The following is a 16,816-nucleotide window of genomic DNA, read 5'->3' as shown; positions in this document are numbered from 1 at the left end:
CGAAATACACGATGAACTTCACCTTTACGCGACGCCGTTTCCTCGGCGCCGGCCTGACGCTGCCGGTCCTGGCCCTGAACAACGCATTGGCGCAGGACGAACGCGAATCGCTGGGCACCGGCCAGAACACGAAGATGGCCGGTCCGCATCCGCTGCAAACCATCATGGCGGCCCACCCGGCCGCGCTGCGCCGCGAGCTGCAAGGCGTGCATCCGCGCGTGTTCGTCACCGCCGGCGGCCTGGACACCCTGCGCCAGCGCGCCAAGGGCAGCCACCGCGCGCAGTGGCAAGCCGCGCTGGCCAGCCTGATCGCGCTGCGCCAGCCGCCGGCGCCGGCGCCGGCCCAGAAACGGCGCGCCCAGAACGACACCGCCATCGGCATCATCGGCGCGGCCCTGGCCTACCGCATCGAGGGCGACGCCCGCTACCTGGAGGCCGCGCGGCGCTACATGGACGCCGCCGTCAGCTACCCGGTCTGGGGCTATACCTACAGCAAACCCGACATCGACCTGGCCGCCGGCCATCTGCTGTACGGCCTGGGCGCCGGCTATGACCTGCTGTACGACGTGCTCGACCCGGCCGACCGCGCGCGCTATCGCGACAAGCTAGTGCGCCAGGCCGGCATCCTTGCCGACCACTTCATGCCAACCCCGGGCAAGTCGTACTCGTACAGCCAGAACCACTGCTTCATCCCGATCGCCGGCCTGGCCGTGGCCGCGTATGCGCTGTGGGACGACACCCCGGACGCGGCGCGCTGGGCCGCTCTGGCGCGCGCCATCTTCAGCCGCGTGCTGGACGTGGCCTCGCCCGACGGTTATTTCTACGAAGGCGTGGAATACTGGATCTTCTCGATGCCGTGGATCGTCCACGCGCTGGACGCCTTCGCCCACGCCGCCGGCGACGACTTGTACGATACCCCGGCCCTACGCCGCGCCCACCTGTACATCGCGCACTCGCTCACGCCCAACGGCCAGGACGTGTATGACTTCGGCGACGTGTTCGAGGGTCCGGTCACGCGCGCGCGCCAGGGCGAGGAACCGGCGCGCACGCACCCGGGCGGCAAGCTCAATTCGAACTACAACCTGCTGTACCGGCTAGCCGCGCGCTTTTCCGATCCACAGGCGCAGGGCGTGGCGGACTGGATGGCCTCGCTCGGCCACGTGTGCGCGGAAGACTTCTGGACCCTGCTGTGGCGCGACCCGGCGATCCAGTCCGCACCGATGACGGCGCTGCCGCCCTACCACCATTTCGACGACCTCGGCACCGTGTACTGGCGCAGCGACTGGACGCCGCGCGCCACCGCGTTCGCGTTCCGCGCCGGGCCGCCGGAAGGCCACCACGTCGCGTCCCTGATCGGCAAGCTGCCCGACTGGCACCTCGAGACCGGCCATTCGCACCCGGACGCCGGCAGCTTCATCCTGTACGGCGCCGGCACCTACCTGACCGGCCCGATGGGCTATGCCGGCATCCCGACCAGCAAGTTGAGCAATACGCTGCTGATCGACGGCCATGGCCAGGCCAACGAGGGCGGCGGCCACGACGCCTTCCGCGATTACACGTACGCGCGCCTGGATGCGATCCGCTTTACCAGCGTCCGGCTGGGCCGCGACGGCGCCGAACTGGTCGCCGACCTGACCGGCGCCTACCGTCCCGAACTTGGCGTCGACAAGCTGCAGCGGCGCTTCCGCTATGCGCGCGGCGCATGGACCGTGACCGACACGCTGCGGGCCAGCAAGCCGGTGGTGCTGACCGCGCAGGTGCACGGCGACGGCGTCATCGCCAAGAACGGCGCGCACACCTACCTGGTGCAGGGCGCGCCGGCGGCGCTGGCGGTGGAGGTCGGCACGGGGGCGGCCAAGGGCGTGATCGAGCCGGGGGTCGTGGTCGCCGCCGGACCGCCGGGCCACGTCGACCGCGGCCCGACCGAGGAACGCGGCACGGTGCTGCGGCTGTCGCTGCCCCCCAGCCGCGACGCGACGCTCGTGACCCGGCTGTCGATCGCGGAGCGCCGTCCGTGACGGTGCCGGACGTCGTGACCGTGGGCGAGGCGATGGCGCTGCTGATGGCGCGCACGCCGGGCCCGCTGGAGAGTGTCGACGTATTCGAGCGCGCCACCGCGGGCGCCGAACTGAACGTCGCGGTCGGCCTCGCCCGGCTGGGCTTCCACGTTGGCTACATCGGCAGCCTGGGCAAGGATAGCGCGGGGCGCCGCCTGCGCGCCTTCATGGCCGCCGAACGGCTCGACCTGCGCCACCTGTGGATGGACGTGCGCTACCCGACCGGCCTGATGCTGAAGCAGATGGCGGTCGGCGGCGCCGACCCCGAGGTCGAGTACTTCCGGCGCGGCTCGGCCGCGAGCCACCTGTCGGCGCGCGACCTGCCGGCGCCCGACAGCGATTTCGGTCGCGCGCGCCTGGTGCACCTGACGGGCATCTGCCCGGCCCTGTCGCGTGGTTGCCGGGAGCTCGCGTTCGCGCTGGCGCGCCAGGCCCGCGCCGGCGGCCGGACCGTGAGCTTCGACCCGAACCTGCGGCCGCGCCTGTGGCCGTCGCGCTCGGCGATGATCGAGACGGTCAATGCGCTCGCCTGCGAAGCCGACCTCGTGCTGCCTGGCCTGGCGGAGGGCCGGATGTTGACCGGCTGCGACGAGCCGGCGGCGATCGCCGGCTATTACCTCGAACGGGGCGTGCGCCAGGTAGTCGTCAAGCTCGGGCCGGCAGGCGCCTATGTGGCCGGCGCCGGCGTCGAACCCGGCATCGTGCCCGGCGTGCCGGTGGCGCGCGTGGTGGACACCGTCGGCGCCGGGGACGGCTTCGCGGTCGGCGTGATCAGCGCCTTGCTCGACGGCCTGGACTTGCGCGACGCGGCCGCGCGCGGCTGCGCCATCGGCGCCCGCGTCGTGCAATTCCGAGGCGATTGCGACGGCCTGCCGGACCGCGCGCAACTGGACGAGGCATCGGCCCGCGCCGGCCGCACCGGAACCCACATGGAGACACAGGCATGAAAACCATCAAAGGCTTGCGCTGGCTGATCATCTCGCTGGTGGCGGTCGCGACGATCATCAACTACATCGACCGGTCCGCGCTGGCGGTCATGTGGCCCGGCATCGCGGCGGAACTGGGCATGGACAAGCGCGACTACGCCAACATCGTGACCATCTTCCTGATCGGCTACGCGGTCGGACAGTCACTGTTCGGCAAGCTGTTCGACGCCCTCGGCACCCGGATCGGCTTCATGCTGTCGATCCTGGTCTGGTCCGGCGCGATCGCGCTGCATTACGTGGCGCGTTCGGCGCTGTCGTTCGGCCTGTTCCGCACGATGCTGGGCGTCGGCGAAGCCGGCAACTGGCCAGGCGCCACCAAGGCCATCGCCGAATGGTTCCCCGTGCGCGAACGCGCGCTCGGCCAGGGCATTTTCGGCGCCGGCGCGTCGCTCGGCTCCGTGATCGCGCCGCCGCTGGTGGCCCTGCTGTATGCGGCGGTCGGCTGGAAAGCGACCTTCGTGCTGATCGGCTCGCTCGGTTTCATCTGGATCGTGCCCTGGCTGATCGTGTACAAGACCGGTCCGGCCGCCCACCCATGGATCGGCGCCGACGAACGCGCGCTGATCCTGTCCGGATCGGGCGCCGCCGCCGCGGCGCAGGACGACTATGTTCCGACGCTGGCCCAGTTGCTGCGCCATCGCCAGAGCTGGGGCGTGATCGGCGCGCGCTTCTTCATCGATCCGGTCTGGTGGCTGTTCGTCAGCTGGCTGCCGCTGTACCTGAACGAACGCTTCGGCTTCGACGTCAAGGAGATCGGCATGTTCGCCTGGGTGCCCTACGTCGGCGCGGCAGCCGGCGCGCTGGTCGGCGGCTGGCTGTGCGGCCGCTTGCTGGCGCGCGGCTGGAGCGTGAACCGGGCCCGCAAGTCGGTGATCGCGGGCGGCCTGCTGCTGATGTTTCCGGCGCTGATCCTGAGCGCCGCGGCAGCCACGCCGGTGCTGGCCGTGCTGGCCATCGGCGTGATCCTGTTCGGCTTCCAGGCGGCCATCACCAACATCCAGACGCTGCCCAGCGATTTCTACTCGGGCAAAACGGTCGGCACCCTGGCGGGCCTGAGCGGCACTTCGGCCGTGCTGGGCGTCATCGTGTGCATGCAACTGGTGCCGGTCCTGACCGTCGGCGGCGACTACACGCCCTTCTTCATCCTGGGCGCCGCGCTGCTGCCCCTCGTATTCCTATCCCTCTGGCTGGGCGGTCGGGTCGACCGCGTGCAGCCCCATTCATCCCGCAAGAAGACTGGAGACCTCGATGAAACCCGCGTTTCGTAATTCCCTGCTACTGGCGCTCGCGCTCGCGGCCGGCCCCTTCCATGCGCACGCCGCGGCGGACAAGCCGAACGCGTCGCAAGCGCTCGAAAAGAAGGATGACGGCACGTTCCTGAAAAAGCACGAAGCGATCCTGGCACGCGCCAGGAGCGGCCCGATCGGGCTGCTGTTCCTTGGCGACTCGATCACCGAGCGCTGGCACATCGCGCCGCACATCTGGGACGCTTATTACGGCAAGTACCAGCCGGCCAATTTCGGTATCGGCGGCGACCGGACCGGACACGTCATCTGGCGCATCGAGCACGGCGAACTGGACGGTATTGCGCCAAAGCTCGTGGTGTTCATGCTCGGCACCAACAACAGCGGCGATTACCCGGCCGAGGAGATCGCGGCCGCGGACCGCAAGATCGTCGGCATGATCCGCGCCAAGCTGCCGGCGGCGAAGATCCTGGTGCTCGGCATCTTCCCGCGCGGCCCGCGTGACACAACCGGCAAGCCGGTGACCGACGCCGGCATCGAGGACGCGGCCCGGCGCATGCGCACCATCGACGCCGTGAACCGCGACCTGGTCCAGCTCGACAATGGCCGCGACATCCGCTTCCTGAACATCAACGCGACCTTCCTGGGCCAGGACGGCAAGATTCCCAACACCATCATGCCAGACCAGTTGCACCCAGGTCCGGCCGGCTACCAGCTGTGGGCCGACGCCATGCAACCGCTGCTGCAGGAGATGCTCAAATGAAGACCGCCCTCCGTATGCTGGCCTGCGCCCTGCCGCTGGCGTCGCTGACGGCCACGATGGCGCCCGCGTCCGCCGCCCCCGCCTTCACGCCGCGCGACGCGCTGGAGCGCCAGTTCGACCTCGAAGGCAAGCCGCCGTACGCGGCGCCGTACGACGGCACGCTGCGGTTCAGCGCGCTGGACGCGAAGTACGATTCCGGCCATGGCCACGGCTACCGCAACGAATTCAAGATCGCCGACAAGCTGCGCCGGCCCGCCGCGCAAACGCACGAGCATTTCGCCGCGCGCGTGACGGCGCAGCTGCCGGACGGCGCCAAGACCATCGTGGCCCAGTACCACGTAGAAGGACTGGACACCATCGTCAAGGTCTACGTGCAGGACACGGCGGACCGCCAGGGCCTGGATGGCAAGCCCGACAACGGCGTGTTCGACATCCTGGTGCGCATGCTTGGCACCGACGGCAAGGAGGCCACGACGGCGCTGGGGACGGTGCGCTCCGGCCAGCCCTTCGACCTGGACGTCCGGTTCGACGGCGGCGATGCGCGCGTGGCGGTGACAGGTCCCGACGGCGTGCAGCGCGAGGGCCATACGCGCATCAAGCCGGACGAGCGCGCGATCTACTTCAAGTTCGGCGATTACCTGCAGGCGCTCGACCCCGACACCGGCAAGCACACGATCAGCAGCGCCCAATGGGACCGCTACTATGCGGCCAAGCGCATCACGGCCGAGCACGTCGTTTTCAGCAACACCGTGTTCGAGCGCGAAGGACCCCAGCCATGACCGCCGCGCATCCGCCGACGGCGCCCGAGACCACCGCACGCTACGCGGCGTGGCTGGGTGCGCGTAGGCCCACATAAAACCAACGACAAACCCAAGGAGATCAAGTTTTGAAGACGATGCAATCAATGCGGTTCGACCGCACCCCGCTCGCTGCCGCGGTCACCCTCGCCCTGCTGGGCCTGGCGCCCGCGGCCGGCGCCCAGCAAGCCCCGGCCGCGGACGCGGTCAGCAAGGTCGAGATCACCGGCTCCAGCATCAAGCGCGCCGCCGCCGACCAGGCGCTGCCGGTCACGGTGACCAAGGCCGAGGACTGGATCGCCCAGGGCGCGATCACGGTGGCCGACGTGCTGATGTCGATCTCGACCGCGGCCGACTACGAGCCGGCCACCGGCGCCGGCAACGGCAACGGCGCCAACATGCGCGGGATCGGCACCTCGCGCACGCTCGTCCTTCTCGACGGCAAGCGTCTGTCCGACAGCTCGATCGACCCGAACACGATTCCGGTCAGCGCGCTCGACCGCACCGAGGTGCTGCGCGACGGCGCTTCGTCGGTGTACGGCAGCGACGCCATCGGCGGCGTGATCAACTTCGTCACCAAGAAGGCCTACAGCGGCGCTTCGTTCACGCTCAAGGGCAGCGTGCCGCAGCGCAGCGGCGGCGGCGAGACCGAAGGGCTCTCCTTCATCGCCGGCAAGGGAACCTTGTCGAGTGATGGCTGGAACGTCTACGTCACGGGGGACTTGAATAAAAGCGTTCCCCTCGGCCAGGACGCCCGACCCGACATCACCAGCACCGAACGGCTGATGAGCGCGGGTTTCACGGCGCCGCACCTGACCAGGGGCACCAACGCGGTGCCGGCCAACGTCACGCTGGCCAACGGCTCGACCAAGGTCGGCAACAAGACCATCACCGGCAGTCCGTATTACGGCAGCGGTTGCCTGCCGCCGTATTCGACGCCGGGCACCAGCAATACCTGCTCCGCGATCGCGAACGCCAACACGCTGACGCTGACCACGGCGAAGAAGCAGAGCTCGCTGTTCCTCAAGGGTTCGAAGATGCTGTCCGAGGATAACAAGTTGACGGCCTCGGTGCTGTATTCCACGATCTATGTTCGTCCCGTAAAGAACCCGACCACGGGCCTGGACGCCTCGATTCCGAATTTTCCGGCGCTGACCATCACGCCGAGCAGTCCCTACTATCCGGGCAAAGGCGTCACGCCCGCGATGGCCGGGATCACCAACCAGACGCTGACGCTGGGGTGGTCGCTGATCGGCGACCTCGGCCCGACCGTGCTGAACTACCAGAAGTCGCAATCACGCGTGATGCTCGAGGACGAAGGCCGTCTCGGGGCCTGGGACTACAAGGTCGGCCTGTGGAACGCGGTCTACGCGACCAATTCCTCGTTCCGTTCCGGCTTCGTCAACAGCTATGGCCTCCTGGCCGGCGTGTCCAACGGCGTCCTGAATCCGTTCGGCCTGCAGGACGAGAAGGGCAAGACCTACCTCGCAAGTATCTCGACCAACGGCGAACTGGCCGGCAAGGGCTTGACGCGCCTTACCGGCGCCGACCTGACGGTCAGCCGTGAGCTGATGCGGCTTCCGGGCGGTGTCCTGGCCGTCGCCGCCGGCGTCACGGCCTATCACGACTTTGGCCGCTCTTTCGTTCCGCCGAGCGTCGCACTGTCCGGCGGCCAGACCGGCTCGTCCACCGCCGCGCTCGACGTGCACGCGTCGCGCAACGTGACATCGATGTATGCGGAACTGGACGCGCCACTGACCAAGTCGCTGGACGTCGACATCGCCGTGCGTACCGACCGCTACAACGACTTCGGCAGCACCACCAATCCCAAGCTCAGCTTCCGCTACAAGCCGTCCGGCTGGCTAATGCTGCGCGGGGCGGTCGGCACGGGCTTTCGTGCGCCGACGCTGGGCGAGCGTTACTTCGGCGCCGTCAACGGGCCGACCGGCGTGACCACCACCACCTACAACGATCCGCTGCTGTGCCCGGGTGGCGCGGTCGGCGGCAATTCGGGGGGCACAGCCCTGCCCGGCTATTCGCCCACCACGGTGTGCACCGCAAGGCTCCCGGTCAACACGGGCGCCAACCCCTCGATCGGGCCCGAGAAGTCACGCACGATCAACTTGGGCGTCGTGCTCACGCCGACCCGGTCATTGCTGGTCTCGCTCGACTACTGGAACGTGCGCCTGCGCGATGCGATCGGCCAGATGGCTCAGGCCACGCTGTTCCAGCCGCAGTACGCCAGTCTGTTCGTGCGCGATCCCAAGACCAACGCGCTGCTGTACATCGACGACCGCCTGAACAACATGGGCGGCCAGCGCACCGACGGCGTCGACGTGACGGCCACCTACACGCTGCCGCGCACGCGCTGGGGTACCTTCGGCGTCCAGCTCGACGGCACCTACGTGCACAACTTCCGCACCCGGCTGACCAACGACAGCCCCTGGATCGACAGCGTCAACACCTTCGGTCCGCTCGACGCCAACCTCTTCATCTACCGGTGGCGCTACACGGCGTCGCAAAAATGGCGCAGCAGCGGCGGCCACTGGAGTTCGACGCTGTCCGAACAGTATCGGCAAAGCTTCGAGGACCTGAACGCGGATTCCTTGTTCTATCACCGCATCGATCCCTATCTGCTGGTCAACTGGTCACTGGTCTATACCGGGTTCCGCAAGTGGTCGTTCATGGGCGGCGTGAACAACGTGTTCGACCGCGACCCGCCGGCCGCCAACTACCGCAACGAGGGCTATCTCAGCGGACAAGCCAGTCCGGTCGGCCGCGCGTTCAACCTACGCGCGACCTATACCTTCTGAACGACGGACGCCTTTTGCTGAGGCGTCTACTGTAACGTTACAGTCAACACTGTCGCGCCGGGTTCGCCCGGCGTGTCGGGTGATGGAAGATGGAACTTGGAAGATGGCGGCGGGCCGGACGGGGGCCACGCCGCCTGGGTCGTGCTCAGGCTGGAAACGGTGTTTCGGCCACGCCGATGACGCCGGGCCGCAGCATGACGATGGCGCCGGCCCAGACGTCGCCTTCGGTCTTGCCGACGGCGATCGAGGTCACGAGCAGCGTATCGAGGCCGGCGCCGCCAAAGCTGCACATCGAGGGTTTCAACATCGGTACGTCGACGCGCCGGTCTAGCTTGCCGTCGGGCGTGAAACGCAGCACGCAGCCGCCGTCATTCCCGCAGATCCAGTAACAGCCGTCGCTGTCGACCGCCGCGCCATCCGGACGCCCCGGAAGCGTTTGCATGTCGACGAACAGGCGTTGCCCGCTCGGCACGCCGTCGTCGGGATCGTAGTCGAATGCCCATACCAGCTGGCGCTGCGGATGGGAGTCGGACAGATACATGGTCCGGCCATCCGGCGACCAGGCCAGGCCGTTCTGCACCAGCAGGCCCGAGACGACCGGCGCCGAGACGCCGTCCCGCACGGTGTAGCGGTGCAGGTTACCCAGCGGCCGGTTGGCGGCGATGTCGGCGAACATGGTGCCGCTCCAGAACCGCCCCTGGCGGTCGCAACGGCCGTCGTTGAAGCGCATGCCGGGGCCCATGCCGCCAGGCGGCGCCCCCAGCTTCCGCTGTGCGGCCATCCCGCTGCTGCCCAGCTCGAGGCTGAAAATACCGCTCTCCATGCCGGCGATCAAGCCGCCACTTTCCGTCAGCGCGATCGATGCGACCTTTTCCGTCGTTTGCCAGCTGGCGAGCCGCCCGGACGCGGCATCCAGGCGCCAAATGGTCATCGCCGCGATATCGACCCAGTACCATGCGGCCTGCCGCGCGCACCACAGCGGGCTTTCGCCCACGCTGCAACGCACGTCGCCGACGAAGTCGATGCCCTGTGTGTTTGTGATGTGACTCATCGCTATTCTCGGGTGATGGGCGCGGCACACGCTCGCCGCGGCGAAAGGCCGGGGTGCGGCTCTGCGCCCGCCCCGGCTGCGCGCGCCCGGGTGTCGGCGTTATTCGGCAGAGCGCGCTTTCTTCCAGGCGTCATACAGCGCCAGCGTCTCGGGGGCCGTCGGCGGATACAGGCCGATGATCGTTGCGCCGCCTGCGACTTGTTCGAGCACGAAATCTTCAAAGCGCTCCATCTCGACCGCGTCGCGCGCGATCTCCTCGGCCAGGTGGGCGGGAATGCAGACTACACCGTCGTCGTCGCCGACCATGATGTCGCCCGGGTACACCGGAACCCCGCCGCAGCCGATAGGCGCGTTGATGTCCAGCGCGTGGTGACGGATCAGATTGGTCGGCGCCGAGGGGCCCGAACACCAGGCCGGCATGTCGAGCCGGGCAATGCCGCTGGCGTCGCGCAATCCACCGTCGGTGACGATGCCCGCCGCGCCGCGCACCTGCATGCGCGTCGCCAGGATGCTGCCGGCCGACGCCACCGACACGTCGCCGCGGCAATCCATGACCAGCACGGCGCCGGGCGGGATCTCCTCGACCGCCACGCGCTGCGGGTGGCGCGGGTCGCGGAAGACCTCGAGGCCGTCCAGGTCCTCGCGCGCCGGGATGTAGCGCAGCGTGAACGCCGGTCCGGCCAGGCGCTGCCCGGGCTTGAGCGGGCGCGCGCCCTGGATGAAGACATTGCGAAAGCCACGCTTGTACAACAGCGACGTCAGGGTGGCCGTGTTGATGGTCTTGAGCGTCTCCAAAGTGCTTAGGGATATTGCTTGAGTCATGTTTTGGTCCGGTTGAAGGTTTGTGGAGAGGTGGTTCAGGTTTGGGCGCGCAGGGCGGCGTAGACGGGCGCGGTGTCGGGGCGCACGGCGCGCCACCACTGGAATGCTTCCGCGGCCTGCTCGACCAGCATGCCGAGGCCATCGCGCGTGGCGATGCCGTGCCCGGCCGCAAAACGCAGGAACACGGTCGGCCGGCTGCCATACATCATGTCGTAAGCCAGGCTGCCCGGCACAAACACGGCCGGCCCTATCGGCGGCAACTGGTCGTCCATGCTGGCCGAAGTGGCATTGATGACCACGTCGAAGCCGCCGTCCAGCGCATCGAAGTCGCGGGCCAGCACCGTGCCGTGCGCCGCAAACGCCGCGGCGAGTTCGGTCGCCTTCGCCGCCGTGCGATTGGCGATCGTCAGCGACGCGGCGCCCGCCTGCAGCAGGGGCAGGATGGCGCCGCGCGCCGCGCCGCCCGCGCCGAGCATCAAGACCCGCTTGCCGCGCAGAGCGACGCCGGCGCCATGTTCGATGTCGCGCACCAGGCCGGCGCCGTCCGTGTTGTCGCCGAGGATGCGTCCATCGACGATCCGCAAGGCATTGACGGCCCCGGCGGCGCGGGCGCGCTCGGTCAGCGTGTCGGCCAATGCGCGCGCCTCGAGCTTGAAGGGGACGGTGACACTCATGCCTTTGCCGCCCTGCTCGATGAAGGCGCGCACGGTGGGGACAAAGCCGTCCAGCGGGGCCTGCAGACGCTCGTAGGTCAGATTCTGTCGCGTCTGCTCGGCAAACGCGGTGTGGATCTGGGGTGACTTGCTATGGGCGACCGGATGGCCGATCACCACGTATCGATCTAGTACGTTCATTCATTGTTTCTTTCAAATCGTGGATAGGCAATGCCCGCATCACTAAAACGCTTTACTGTAACGATTTAGTATAGTGCAGGCAGGTTACTTCCAAACTTCTTTCGCGTCAACAAGACGATGGAGGCCGCCGCGTGGCTGGACGGTGCCTGCTCGCGCCCGGCAGTGCAGCTGCATGGACTCGCTGCATCGTTTTACCTATCCCATGACCTATAATGCATGTGTCCAGGCGACAATTGCGTCCGCCGGGTGTCGAGCCGATTGAAAAACCATGAGCGAACCAAAGATCCAGGACGTCGCGCGTCTGGCGGGCGTATCTCCGTCCAGCATTTCGAACTACCTGAACAACCGGATGGGCCAGATGCGCCCGGATACCCAGGCCAAGATCGAATGGGCGATCAAGCAGTTGGGCTACCGGCCGAACATCGCCGCACGCCAGCTCAAGACCGGCGTCGCCGCGATGGTCGGCCTGCTGGTCCCGTCGCTCGCCAACCAGTTCTTCGGGGCGCTCGCTTGCGCGGTGGAGGCCGCTGCCGCGCGCCACCACTGTCATGTCATGACCTTCAGCACGTTTCGTGATCCGGAGCGCGAGCGCACCTTGACCGCCGACCTGTTGGCCTATGGCGTGCAAGGCGTGATCACCGGGTCGGCGCTGAGCGACACCAACCACCTGGCGTCGGTCGCCGCGCGCTGCCCGGTGGTGGCCTTCGACATCAAGCCCACCGACGAGCGCCACGCCCACGTCAACACCATCTCGATGGACAACGCGGCGGCGACCGCGATGGCGGTGGCGCATCTGGTCGGGCTCGGTCACCGTGCGATCGCACTGCTGACCCCCCCGCCCTTTACCTTGAACCGCCAGGAACGGGTGCGCGGCTTCCAGCAGGCCGTCGCCGACGCCGGCGTCAATGGCGAGGTGTTGGTCACCGACGCTTCCGACCTGCCCAGCGACCCGCACGGCGACACCCAGCTCTTCGAGATGGGCCGCAGCGGCGCGACGCGCATCCTGTCAGCGGCCTCCCGGCCGACCGCGGTCATCGCCATCAACGACATGATGGCGATCGGCGTCGGGGTCGGGCTGAAGCAGTTGGGCAAGCGCATCCCTGGGGATTACTCGCTGATCGGCATCGACGACATCTTCTTCGCGGCGGCGCACGATCCCGCGCTGACCACCTTGCGCCAGCCGGTCCAGGCCATGGCGGACGCCGCGGTCCAGCGCATCCTGGCTCCCGCCTCCGCGCCCGATGGCGCCTTGTTCGCGCCGGAGCTGATCGTGCGGGCGTCGACCGCGCCGCCCGCACGCTGACTTCCACGCCAAACATCGGTTCCTGTTCTAGCCCTGCACCGGCGCCAGGCGGCACCGGGATGGCGGCTTGCGCCCCATCGCGCCGGAAAACACCACGCGCTCCTTTGAACTAGAACGATATACTAAATCGTTGCACTAACCGTACTGATCCTGTAGATTGGCTCGTATGCTGATCGACATCGCATCCGGCAATCAAGGAAACAGACCAGACAGGAGATCCCATGACATTCCGCCTTTTCCCCGTTGTCGTGTCGCTCGCGGCAGCGCTTGCGGGCAGTCCGAGCGGCGCCGCAGAACTACCCCAGCCGATCCGCGTCATTCTCGTCGGCGACTCGACGATGGCAAGCGGAAGCGGCTACGGCGACGCCTTGTGTGCCCGCTTCGTTGCCAGCGTCAAGTGCATCAACCTGGCGCGCGGTGGACGCAGCACGTCGACGTTTCGCAACGAAGGCCGCTGGGCCGACGTCGAGACGCTGCTGCGCGATGGGAGCGCGTTCGACGCCACTTACGTGCTGATCCAGTTCGGCCACAACGACCAGCCGGGCAAGGGCGAGCGCTCGACCGACCTGGTGACCGGGTTCGGGCCGAACATGGCGCGCTATGCCAGCGAGACGAAGGCGCTTGGCGGCGTGCCGGTCCTGGTCACGCCGCTAGCCCGGCGCAGCTTCAAGGGCGCTTATCTGAAGGACACGCTCGGACCCTGGGCGGAGGCCACGCGCAAGGCCGCCGCCCGCGAAAACGCGGCGCTGCTCGACCTGCACGCCGACAGCATCGCCGCGGTGCAGGCGATGGGCCCGAACGAAGCCGACACGCTGGCCGTGGCGCCGCCGGAAAGCGCGCCGTCCCCTGCCGATCCGAACCGCGTCGAGGTCGTCGGCGCGCCGAAAGGGGCGTTCGACTATACCCACGTCGGCCCCAAGGGTGCGGCCTTGTTCGCCAGGATGGTGGAGGCGGAATTCACGGCGGCGATACCGTCGATCAAGCCCTACTTCAAGCAGTAAGCCTCGCGTCGTAAGCGCGTGGTGTTCGTGAAGGTGTCGAGTCGTTCATCTGGTTCAGTCGACACAGCGTGTTCTCTTAAAACAAACGAATCTATTGGAGGCGGCAATGCATGTCAGAAATCTGAAAGTCAGGATGTTGGGTATCGGTCTGAGCGCCACAATGCTGTTTGCCGGTTGCGGGGGCACGGCCGATGGCATGGCCGACGGCACGAGAGCGGCAAGGATGCTGGCGACGACCGTTACCACGGTCCCGGCCGGCAATCCGGGGCTGCGCGAAGCGGACGGCAGCGTTCACGTGATTCCGACGCCCGCCGCGGCGCCGACGATCGTGAATGTCGTCACCCGGGCCGCGCAATTAGGCAAGAGCATCGATCTGGCCGATAACGCGACCAGCGACCAGCCGGCGATCGATGCCGTCCTTGCCGATGTCGCACCCGGCAGCACCGTCTATTTTCCCAATGGTACGTACAACGTTTCCACGATTGCGCTGAAAAAGAGCGGCGTCCATATCATGGGCCAAAGCCGCGACGGCGCCATCATCAAATCCAGCCTGTCCCTGACGGGATCGGCGATGACCATCATGGGCCTGCACGATATCGTGGTGGGCCACCTGACGTTCACGTCGACCTGGACGGGCACGTATTCCACGGATACGGTGAACAACAATCCGTCCGCCGGGGGGCCGCTCAACATGATCGCGACCGGCAAAAATACCTACAACGTCACGATCGACAGCGTCGTGTGCGAGAAGTTCGACCGCATCGGCGTGCGCATCGGCGGCGGCTCGCACGATATCCTGGTAAAAAGTTCGATCGCCCGGAATGCCACCGACGTCGGCGGGGGCGGCGCGGGCTACGGATTCGTCATCATGGGCGATACGCACGTGGACGCCGCGACCAACCCCTTCCTGGGCGACCCGCTGAAAGACACGTACTTCGTGAAGCTGGACAACAATACCACCGACGCTCCGTACATCCGTCACGGCGTGATCGTGCAATATTGGGCGCACAATAACCTGATCACGAACAGCCACTTCGACGGCACCCGGCTCGATTCCATCGATCTGCACGGCGAAGACGAATACGCCAACGAAGTCACCGGCAACCCCGTGACCAATTCGCAGCGGGCGGCGATCGCGCTGGGCAATTCCGGCGGCGGCCATGACAAGACCGGCGTGTATAACTGGATCCACGATAACGATTTGGTCGGCAATACCCTGGGCATTTCCGTCGAATACGGTACCCAGCTCACGACCATCGAGAGCAACACGATTCGCGACAATGCCTCGCTCGCTCCCGTTTCTCCGCGCGGCATCTTGTTGGGCAGCAGCAGCGGCACGGTCGTCCGGAACAACGCCATTTCCAACAACACCGTACCGGGCTTCGTTGCGGTCTATCTGAGCGATAACGCCGCCGAGGGTACGGAACCGGCAGGGGGTCCGAAAAACTGGACGATCAGCGGCAATACGGTGACCAACAGCGGGACGCCGTTCAAGGATATGGCGACCCTCGACAGCGGCAATACGATCCAGACCACCTGGTAGGCGGACCAACGGCCGCCCGCCAATCGATCCCGCGATAGCGTCACGCCGCTTGCTGCGCTGTCGCCAGCAGCACCCGGTCGCTCTCGTCGCGGGTGTCGGTGACGGCCACGTGAAACCGGGCGCCGCCAGGCGCGACCCGCACTACCACGTGTCCATCGTCCCTGCGCAGCTTGTTCGTCAGGCGGCCGTTCGCCAGCAGGTTCTCGCGCATGACGGTGGTGGCGAACACGTCGCGCGGGCCGGGGTACAGGCGTTCGCTGAACATCCGTTCCAGCTGAAGCATGTCGGGATGTGCGATGTGCCAGGACGGGATCACCCAGGCGCGCAGGCGCAGCGTGCACACCACGTCGGCATCGAGGCCGTCGAACATGCTATGGTTGTCGGCCGTCGCGACCGTGACCAGCCCCGCGTGGGCAGAACTTGCTTGGGTTTATTCGTGGGTTTATTGAGGGGATTCAGCGGGCTCAGCGGGGGAGAAAGCAGTACGTTTTCCCTAGGGAGCGGTCCCGCTGGCTCCCCTGTACTCCCCTGCTCGCTAGGTTCATAGCCTATCGAGGGTTCGAATCCCTCTCTCCGCTAAGCCTACCTTAGTTAGCACGAGGTGTGCTGACGTGGATCATCTGCCCGACGAGCCCAGAAGCGCCGGTACCGAACTACCGGTACAAGCCCTGCAAAGCTGGAAACATACTTTGGTGCCCCGACGACCGCTCAAAGCCATGCTGATCTGACTCACACTGGCTGGCGCCCATAAAAGTCAGGGCGATTCACATCGACTTGCACTTTCCGTTATGCGAAAAAGTCTTGGTAATGCAAACGGCGGCACCCGGCGCAGGCCGTGTAACAACACATGCCGGTGTCCGAAATGGTGGCTCCTGGATCGTGTCTCTTCACGGCTTTGGTCGGATGCTCTCGTAGGTTAGGCGCGTGCAATGTACGTTGGCACACACGAATCGCAAGGAAGCTCCCATCCGGGCACTTCAGGCATACGTGTCGATACGATTGCCAAGCGGCCCAGTCGGCGTCGGCACCAAGGCCTGAGTGGATCTTGTCTGCGCATTGCCGTCGCCGCGCGTTGCCGATCCAGCCATTGCGCGTTGCAATTCGTCGATCTTCGCTCTGACTGCAGCGATATCCGTCTTTCCCTCCGGTGTCTTAGCCGATACGCAGTTGACGCATTCGGACAGCTGCTTCTGATAGCGGTCGAGTCGAGCGCGCAGGTCGACGGCAGTCGCCTGGCTCGGCCGGTACACTGCGATTCCGCCGAAAGTGAAATTGACAACACCGTTGTGGAGCATATGAGCCCTTTCGCACTGGCTGAGATAACTAGCAAACGCGTCGTTGCAACCATGCACATGCCTATACTTCAACTTGAACAACATTTCGTCCACGGTCGACGTTTCCATCTCTCTACTAGTTCGTACTAGCCCCAAGCTGGTTACAGCATCGAAAAATATATTTCGCTTGCGCCGTATAGCCGGACAAGCGGCGCGTGGTGGCCTGCGGCCGATTCTTCAGTCACAGGTCGAAATTTAACGAGTTCGACAGTCTGCCTCGCATCTAGTCGATAGCCGCAGAAATCAAA

The 16,816-nt window shown here is 66.6% G+C and carries 14 protein-coding genes; 9 read left to right on the top strand and 5 right to left on the bottom strand.

The features are described from left to right. Window positions 1-11: 11 nt before the first annotated feature. From HH212_RS20230 to HH212_RS20205, 6 genes are all read left to right on the top strand, one after another. Window positions 12-2,018, top strand: coding sequence for a DUF4962 domain-containing protein (locus tag HH212_RS20230; RefSeq protein WP_170204148.1), 2,007 nt, complete (start codon window positions 12-14; stop codon window positions 2,016-2,018). Beyond that, window positions 2,015-3,004: a sugar kinase gene (locus HH212_RS20225; RefSeq protein ID WP_170204147.1), complete on the top strand. Its 990-nt coding sequence runs from the start codon at window positions 2,015-2,017 to the stop codon at window positions 3,002-3,004. Before HH212_RS20230 ends, HH212_RS20225 begins: the two co-directional genes overlap by 4 nt. Beyond that, window positions 3,001-4,311, top strand: coding sequence for an MFS transporter (locus HH212_RS20220; protein WP_170204146.1), 1,311 nt, complete (start codon window positions 3,001-3,003; stop codon window positions 4,309-4,311). The genes HH212_RS20225 and HH212_RS20220 overlap by 4 nt, the downstream gene beginning before the upstream one ends. Beyond that, window positions 4,292-5,050, top strand: a complete 759-nt coding sequence (locus tag HH212_RS20215) for a GDSL-type esterase/lipase family protein (protein ID WP_170204145.1) — start codon at window positions 4,292-4,294, stop codon at window positions 5,048-5,050. The genes HH212_RS20220 and HH212_RS20215 overlap by 20 nt, the downstream gene beginning before the upstream one ends. After that, window positions 5,047-5,829 carry a polysaccharide lyase family 7 protein gene (locus HH212_RS20210; RefSeq protein WP_170204144.1) on the top strand — a complete coding sequence of 261 codons (783 nt, stop codon included), beginning with the start codon at window positions 5,047-5,049 and terminating at the stop codon, window positions 5,827-5,829. The genes HH212_RS20215 and HH212_RS20210 overlap by 4 nt, the downstream gene beginning before the upstream one ends. A gap of 116 nt (window positions 5,830-5,945) precedes the next feature. Then, window positions 5,946-8,660, top strand: coding sequence for a TonB-dependent receptor domain-containing protein (locus tag HH212_RS20205; RefSeq protein ID WP_170204143.1), 2,715 nt, complete (start codon window positions 5,946-5,948; stop codon window positions 8,658-8,660). A gap of 145 nt (window positions 8,661-8,805) precedes the next feature. Here HH212_RS20205 and HH212_RS20200 read toward each other — a convergent pair whose 3' ends face one another. The 3 genes from HH212_RS20200 to aroE form a co-directional block, all read right to left on the bottom strand. Next, window positions 8,806-9,711, bottom strand: a complete 906-nt coding sequence (locus HH212_RS20200) for an SMP-30/gluconolactonase/LRE family protein (protein ID WP_211172380.1) — start codon at window positions 9,709-9,711, stop codon at window positions 8,806-8,808. 99 nt (window positions 9,712-9,810) lie between these two features. Next, window positions 9,811-10,533 (bottom strand): ribonuclease activity regulator RraA, encoded by a 723-nt coding sequence (locus HH212_RS20195; RefSeq protein ID WP_170204142.1) that lies wholly within the window; start codon window positions 10,531-10,533, stop codon window positions 9,811-9,813. A gap of 35 nt (window positions 10,534-10,568) precedes the next feature. Further along, entirely contained in the window at window positions 10,569-11,387 is an 819-nt protein-coding gene (aroE, locus tag HH212_RS20190; protein ID WP_170204141.1) for a shikimate dehydrogenase, read from the bottom strand. A 268-nt stretch (window positions 11,388-11,655) separates the two neighbouring features. On the opposite strand from aroE, the gene HH212_RS20185 reads away from it, so the two are divergent. The 3 genes from HH212_RS20185 (at window position 11,656) to HH212_RS20175 (ending at window position 15,234) form a co-directional block, all read left to right on the top strand. Continuing rightward, window positions 11,656-12,690 carry a LacI family DNA-binding transcriptional regulator gene (locus HH212_RS20185; RefSeq protein ID WP_170204140.1) on the top strand — a complete coding sequence of 345 codons (1,035 nt, stop codon included), beginning with the start codon at window positions 11,656-11,658 and terminating at the stop codon, window positions 12,688-12,690. 221 nt (window positions 12,691-12,911) lie between these two features. Beyond that, window positions 12,912-13,691 carry a rhamnogalacturonan acetylesterase gene (locus HH212_RS20180; RefSeq protein ID WP_170204139.1) on the top strand — a complete coding sequence of 260 codons (780 nt, stop codon included), beginning with the start codon at window positions 12,912-12,914 and terminating at the stop codon, window positions 13,689-13,691. 106 nt (window positions 13,692-13,797) lie between these two features. After that, window positions 13,798-15,234, top strand: coding sequence for a right-handed parallel beta-helix repeat-containing protein (locus HH212_RS20175; protein ID WP_170204138.1), 1,437 nt, complete (start codon window positions 13,798-13,800; stop codon window positions 15,232-15,234). A gap of 40 nt (window positions 15,235-15,274) precedes the next feature. Here the strand turns inward: HH212_RS20175 and HH212_RS20170 are convergent, their stop codons facing one another. Continuing rightward, window positions 15,275-15,604 carry a hypothetical protein gene (locus HH212_RS20170; protein ID WP_170204137.1) on the bottom strand — a complete coding sequence of 110 codons (330 nt, stop codon included), beginning with the start codon at window positions 15,602-15,604 and terminating at the stop codon, window positions 15,275-15,277. Between the two features lie 607 nt (window positions 15,605-16,211). Beyond that, window positions 16,212-16,637, bottom strand: coding sequence for a hypothetical protein (locus HH212_RS20165; protein ID WP_170204136.1), 426 nt, complete (start codon window positions 16,635-16,637; stop codon window positions 16,212-16,214). Between the last annotated feature and the right edge of the window lie 179 nt (window positions 16,638-16,816).

Origin of the sequence: Massilia forsythiae, from assembly GCF_012849555.1 — a bacterium.
In the GTDB taxonomy this organism is placed as follows: Bacteria; Pseudomonadota; Gammaproteobacteria; order Burkholderiales; family Burkholderiaceae_D; genus Telluria; species Telluria forsythiae.
The sequence above is the reverse complement of the archived record's forward strand: the minus strand, read 5'-3'. Positions and strand labels throughout refer to the sequence as shown.

Coding starts and splice junctions, on each gene's coding strand:
- HH212_RS20165 (WP_170204136.1), bottom strand. CDS start 16,637: ATGGAAACGTCGACCGTGGACGAAATGTTGTTCAAGTTGAAGTATAGG.
- HH212_RS20185 (WP_170204140.1), top strand. CDS start 11,656: ATGAGCGAACCAAAGATCCAGGACGTCGCGCGTCTGGCGGGCGTATCT.
- aroE (WP_170204141.1), bottom strand. CDS start 11,387: ATGAACGTACTAGATCGATACGTGGTGATCGGCCATCCGGTCGCCCAT.
- HH212_RS20180 (WP_170204139.1), top strand. CDS start 12,912: ATGACATTCCGCCTTTTCCCCGTTGTCGTGTCGCTCGCGGCAGCGCTT.
- HH212_RS20175 (WP_170204138.1), top strand. CDS start 13,798: ATGCATGTCAGAAATCTGAAAGTCAGGATGTTGGGTATCGGTCTGAGC.
- HH212_RS20220 (WP_170204146.1), top strand. CDS start 3,001: ATGAAAACCATCAAAGGCTTGCGCTGGCTGATCATCTCGCTGGTGGCG.
- HH212_RS20195 (WP_170204142.1), bottom strand. CDS start 10,533: ATGACTCAAGCAATATCCCTAAGCACTTTGGAGACGCTCAAGACCATC.
- HH212_RS20200 (WP_211172380.1), bottom strand. CDS start 9,711: ATGAGTCACATCACAAACACACAGGGCATCGACTTCGTCGGCGACGTG.
- HH212_RS20205 (WP_170204143.1), top strand. CDS start 5,946: ATGCAATCAATGCGGTTCGACCGCACCCCGCTCGCTGCCGCGGTCACC.
- HH212_RS20210 (WP_170204144.1), top strand. CDS start 5,047: ATGAAGACCGCCCTCCGTATGCTGGCCTGCGCCCTGCCGCTGGCGTCG.
- HH212_RS20230 (WP_170204148.1), top strand. CDS start 12: ATGAACTTCACCTTTACGCGACGCCGTTTCCTCGGCGCCGGCCTGACG.
- HH212_RS20170 (WP_170204137.1), bottom strand. CDS start 15,604: ATGTTCGACGGCCTCGATGCCGACGTGGTGTGCACGCTGCGCCTGCGC.
- HH212_RS20215 (WP_170204145.1), top strand. CDS start 4,292: ATGAAACCCGCGTTTCGTAATTCCCTGCTACTGGCGCTCGCGCTCGCG.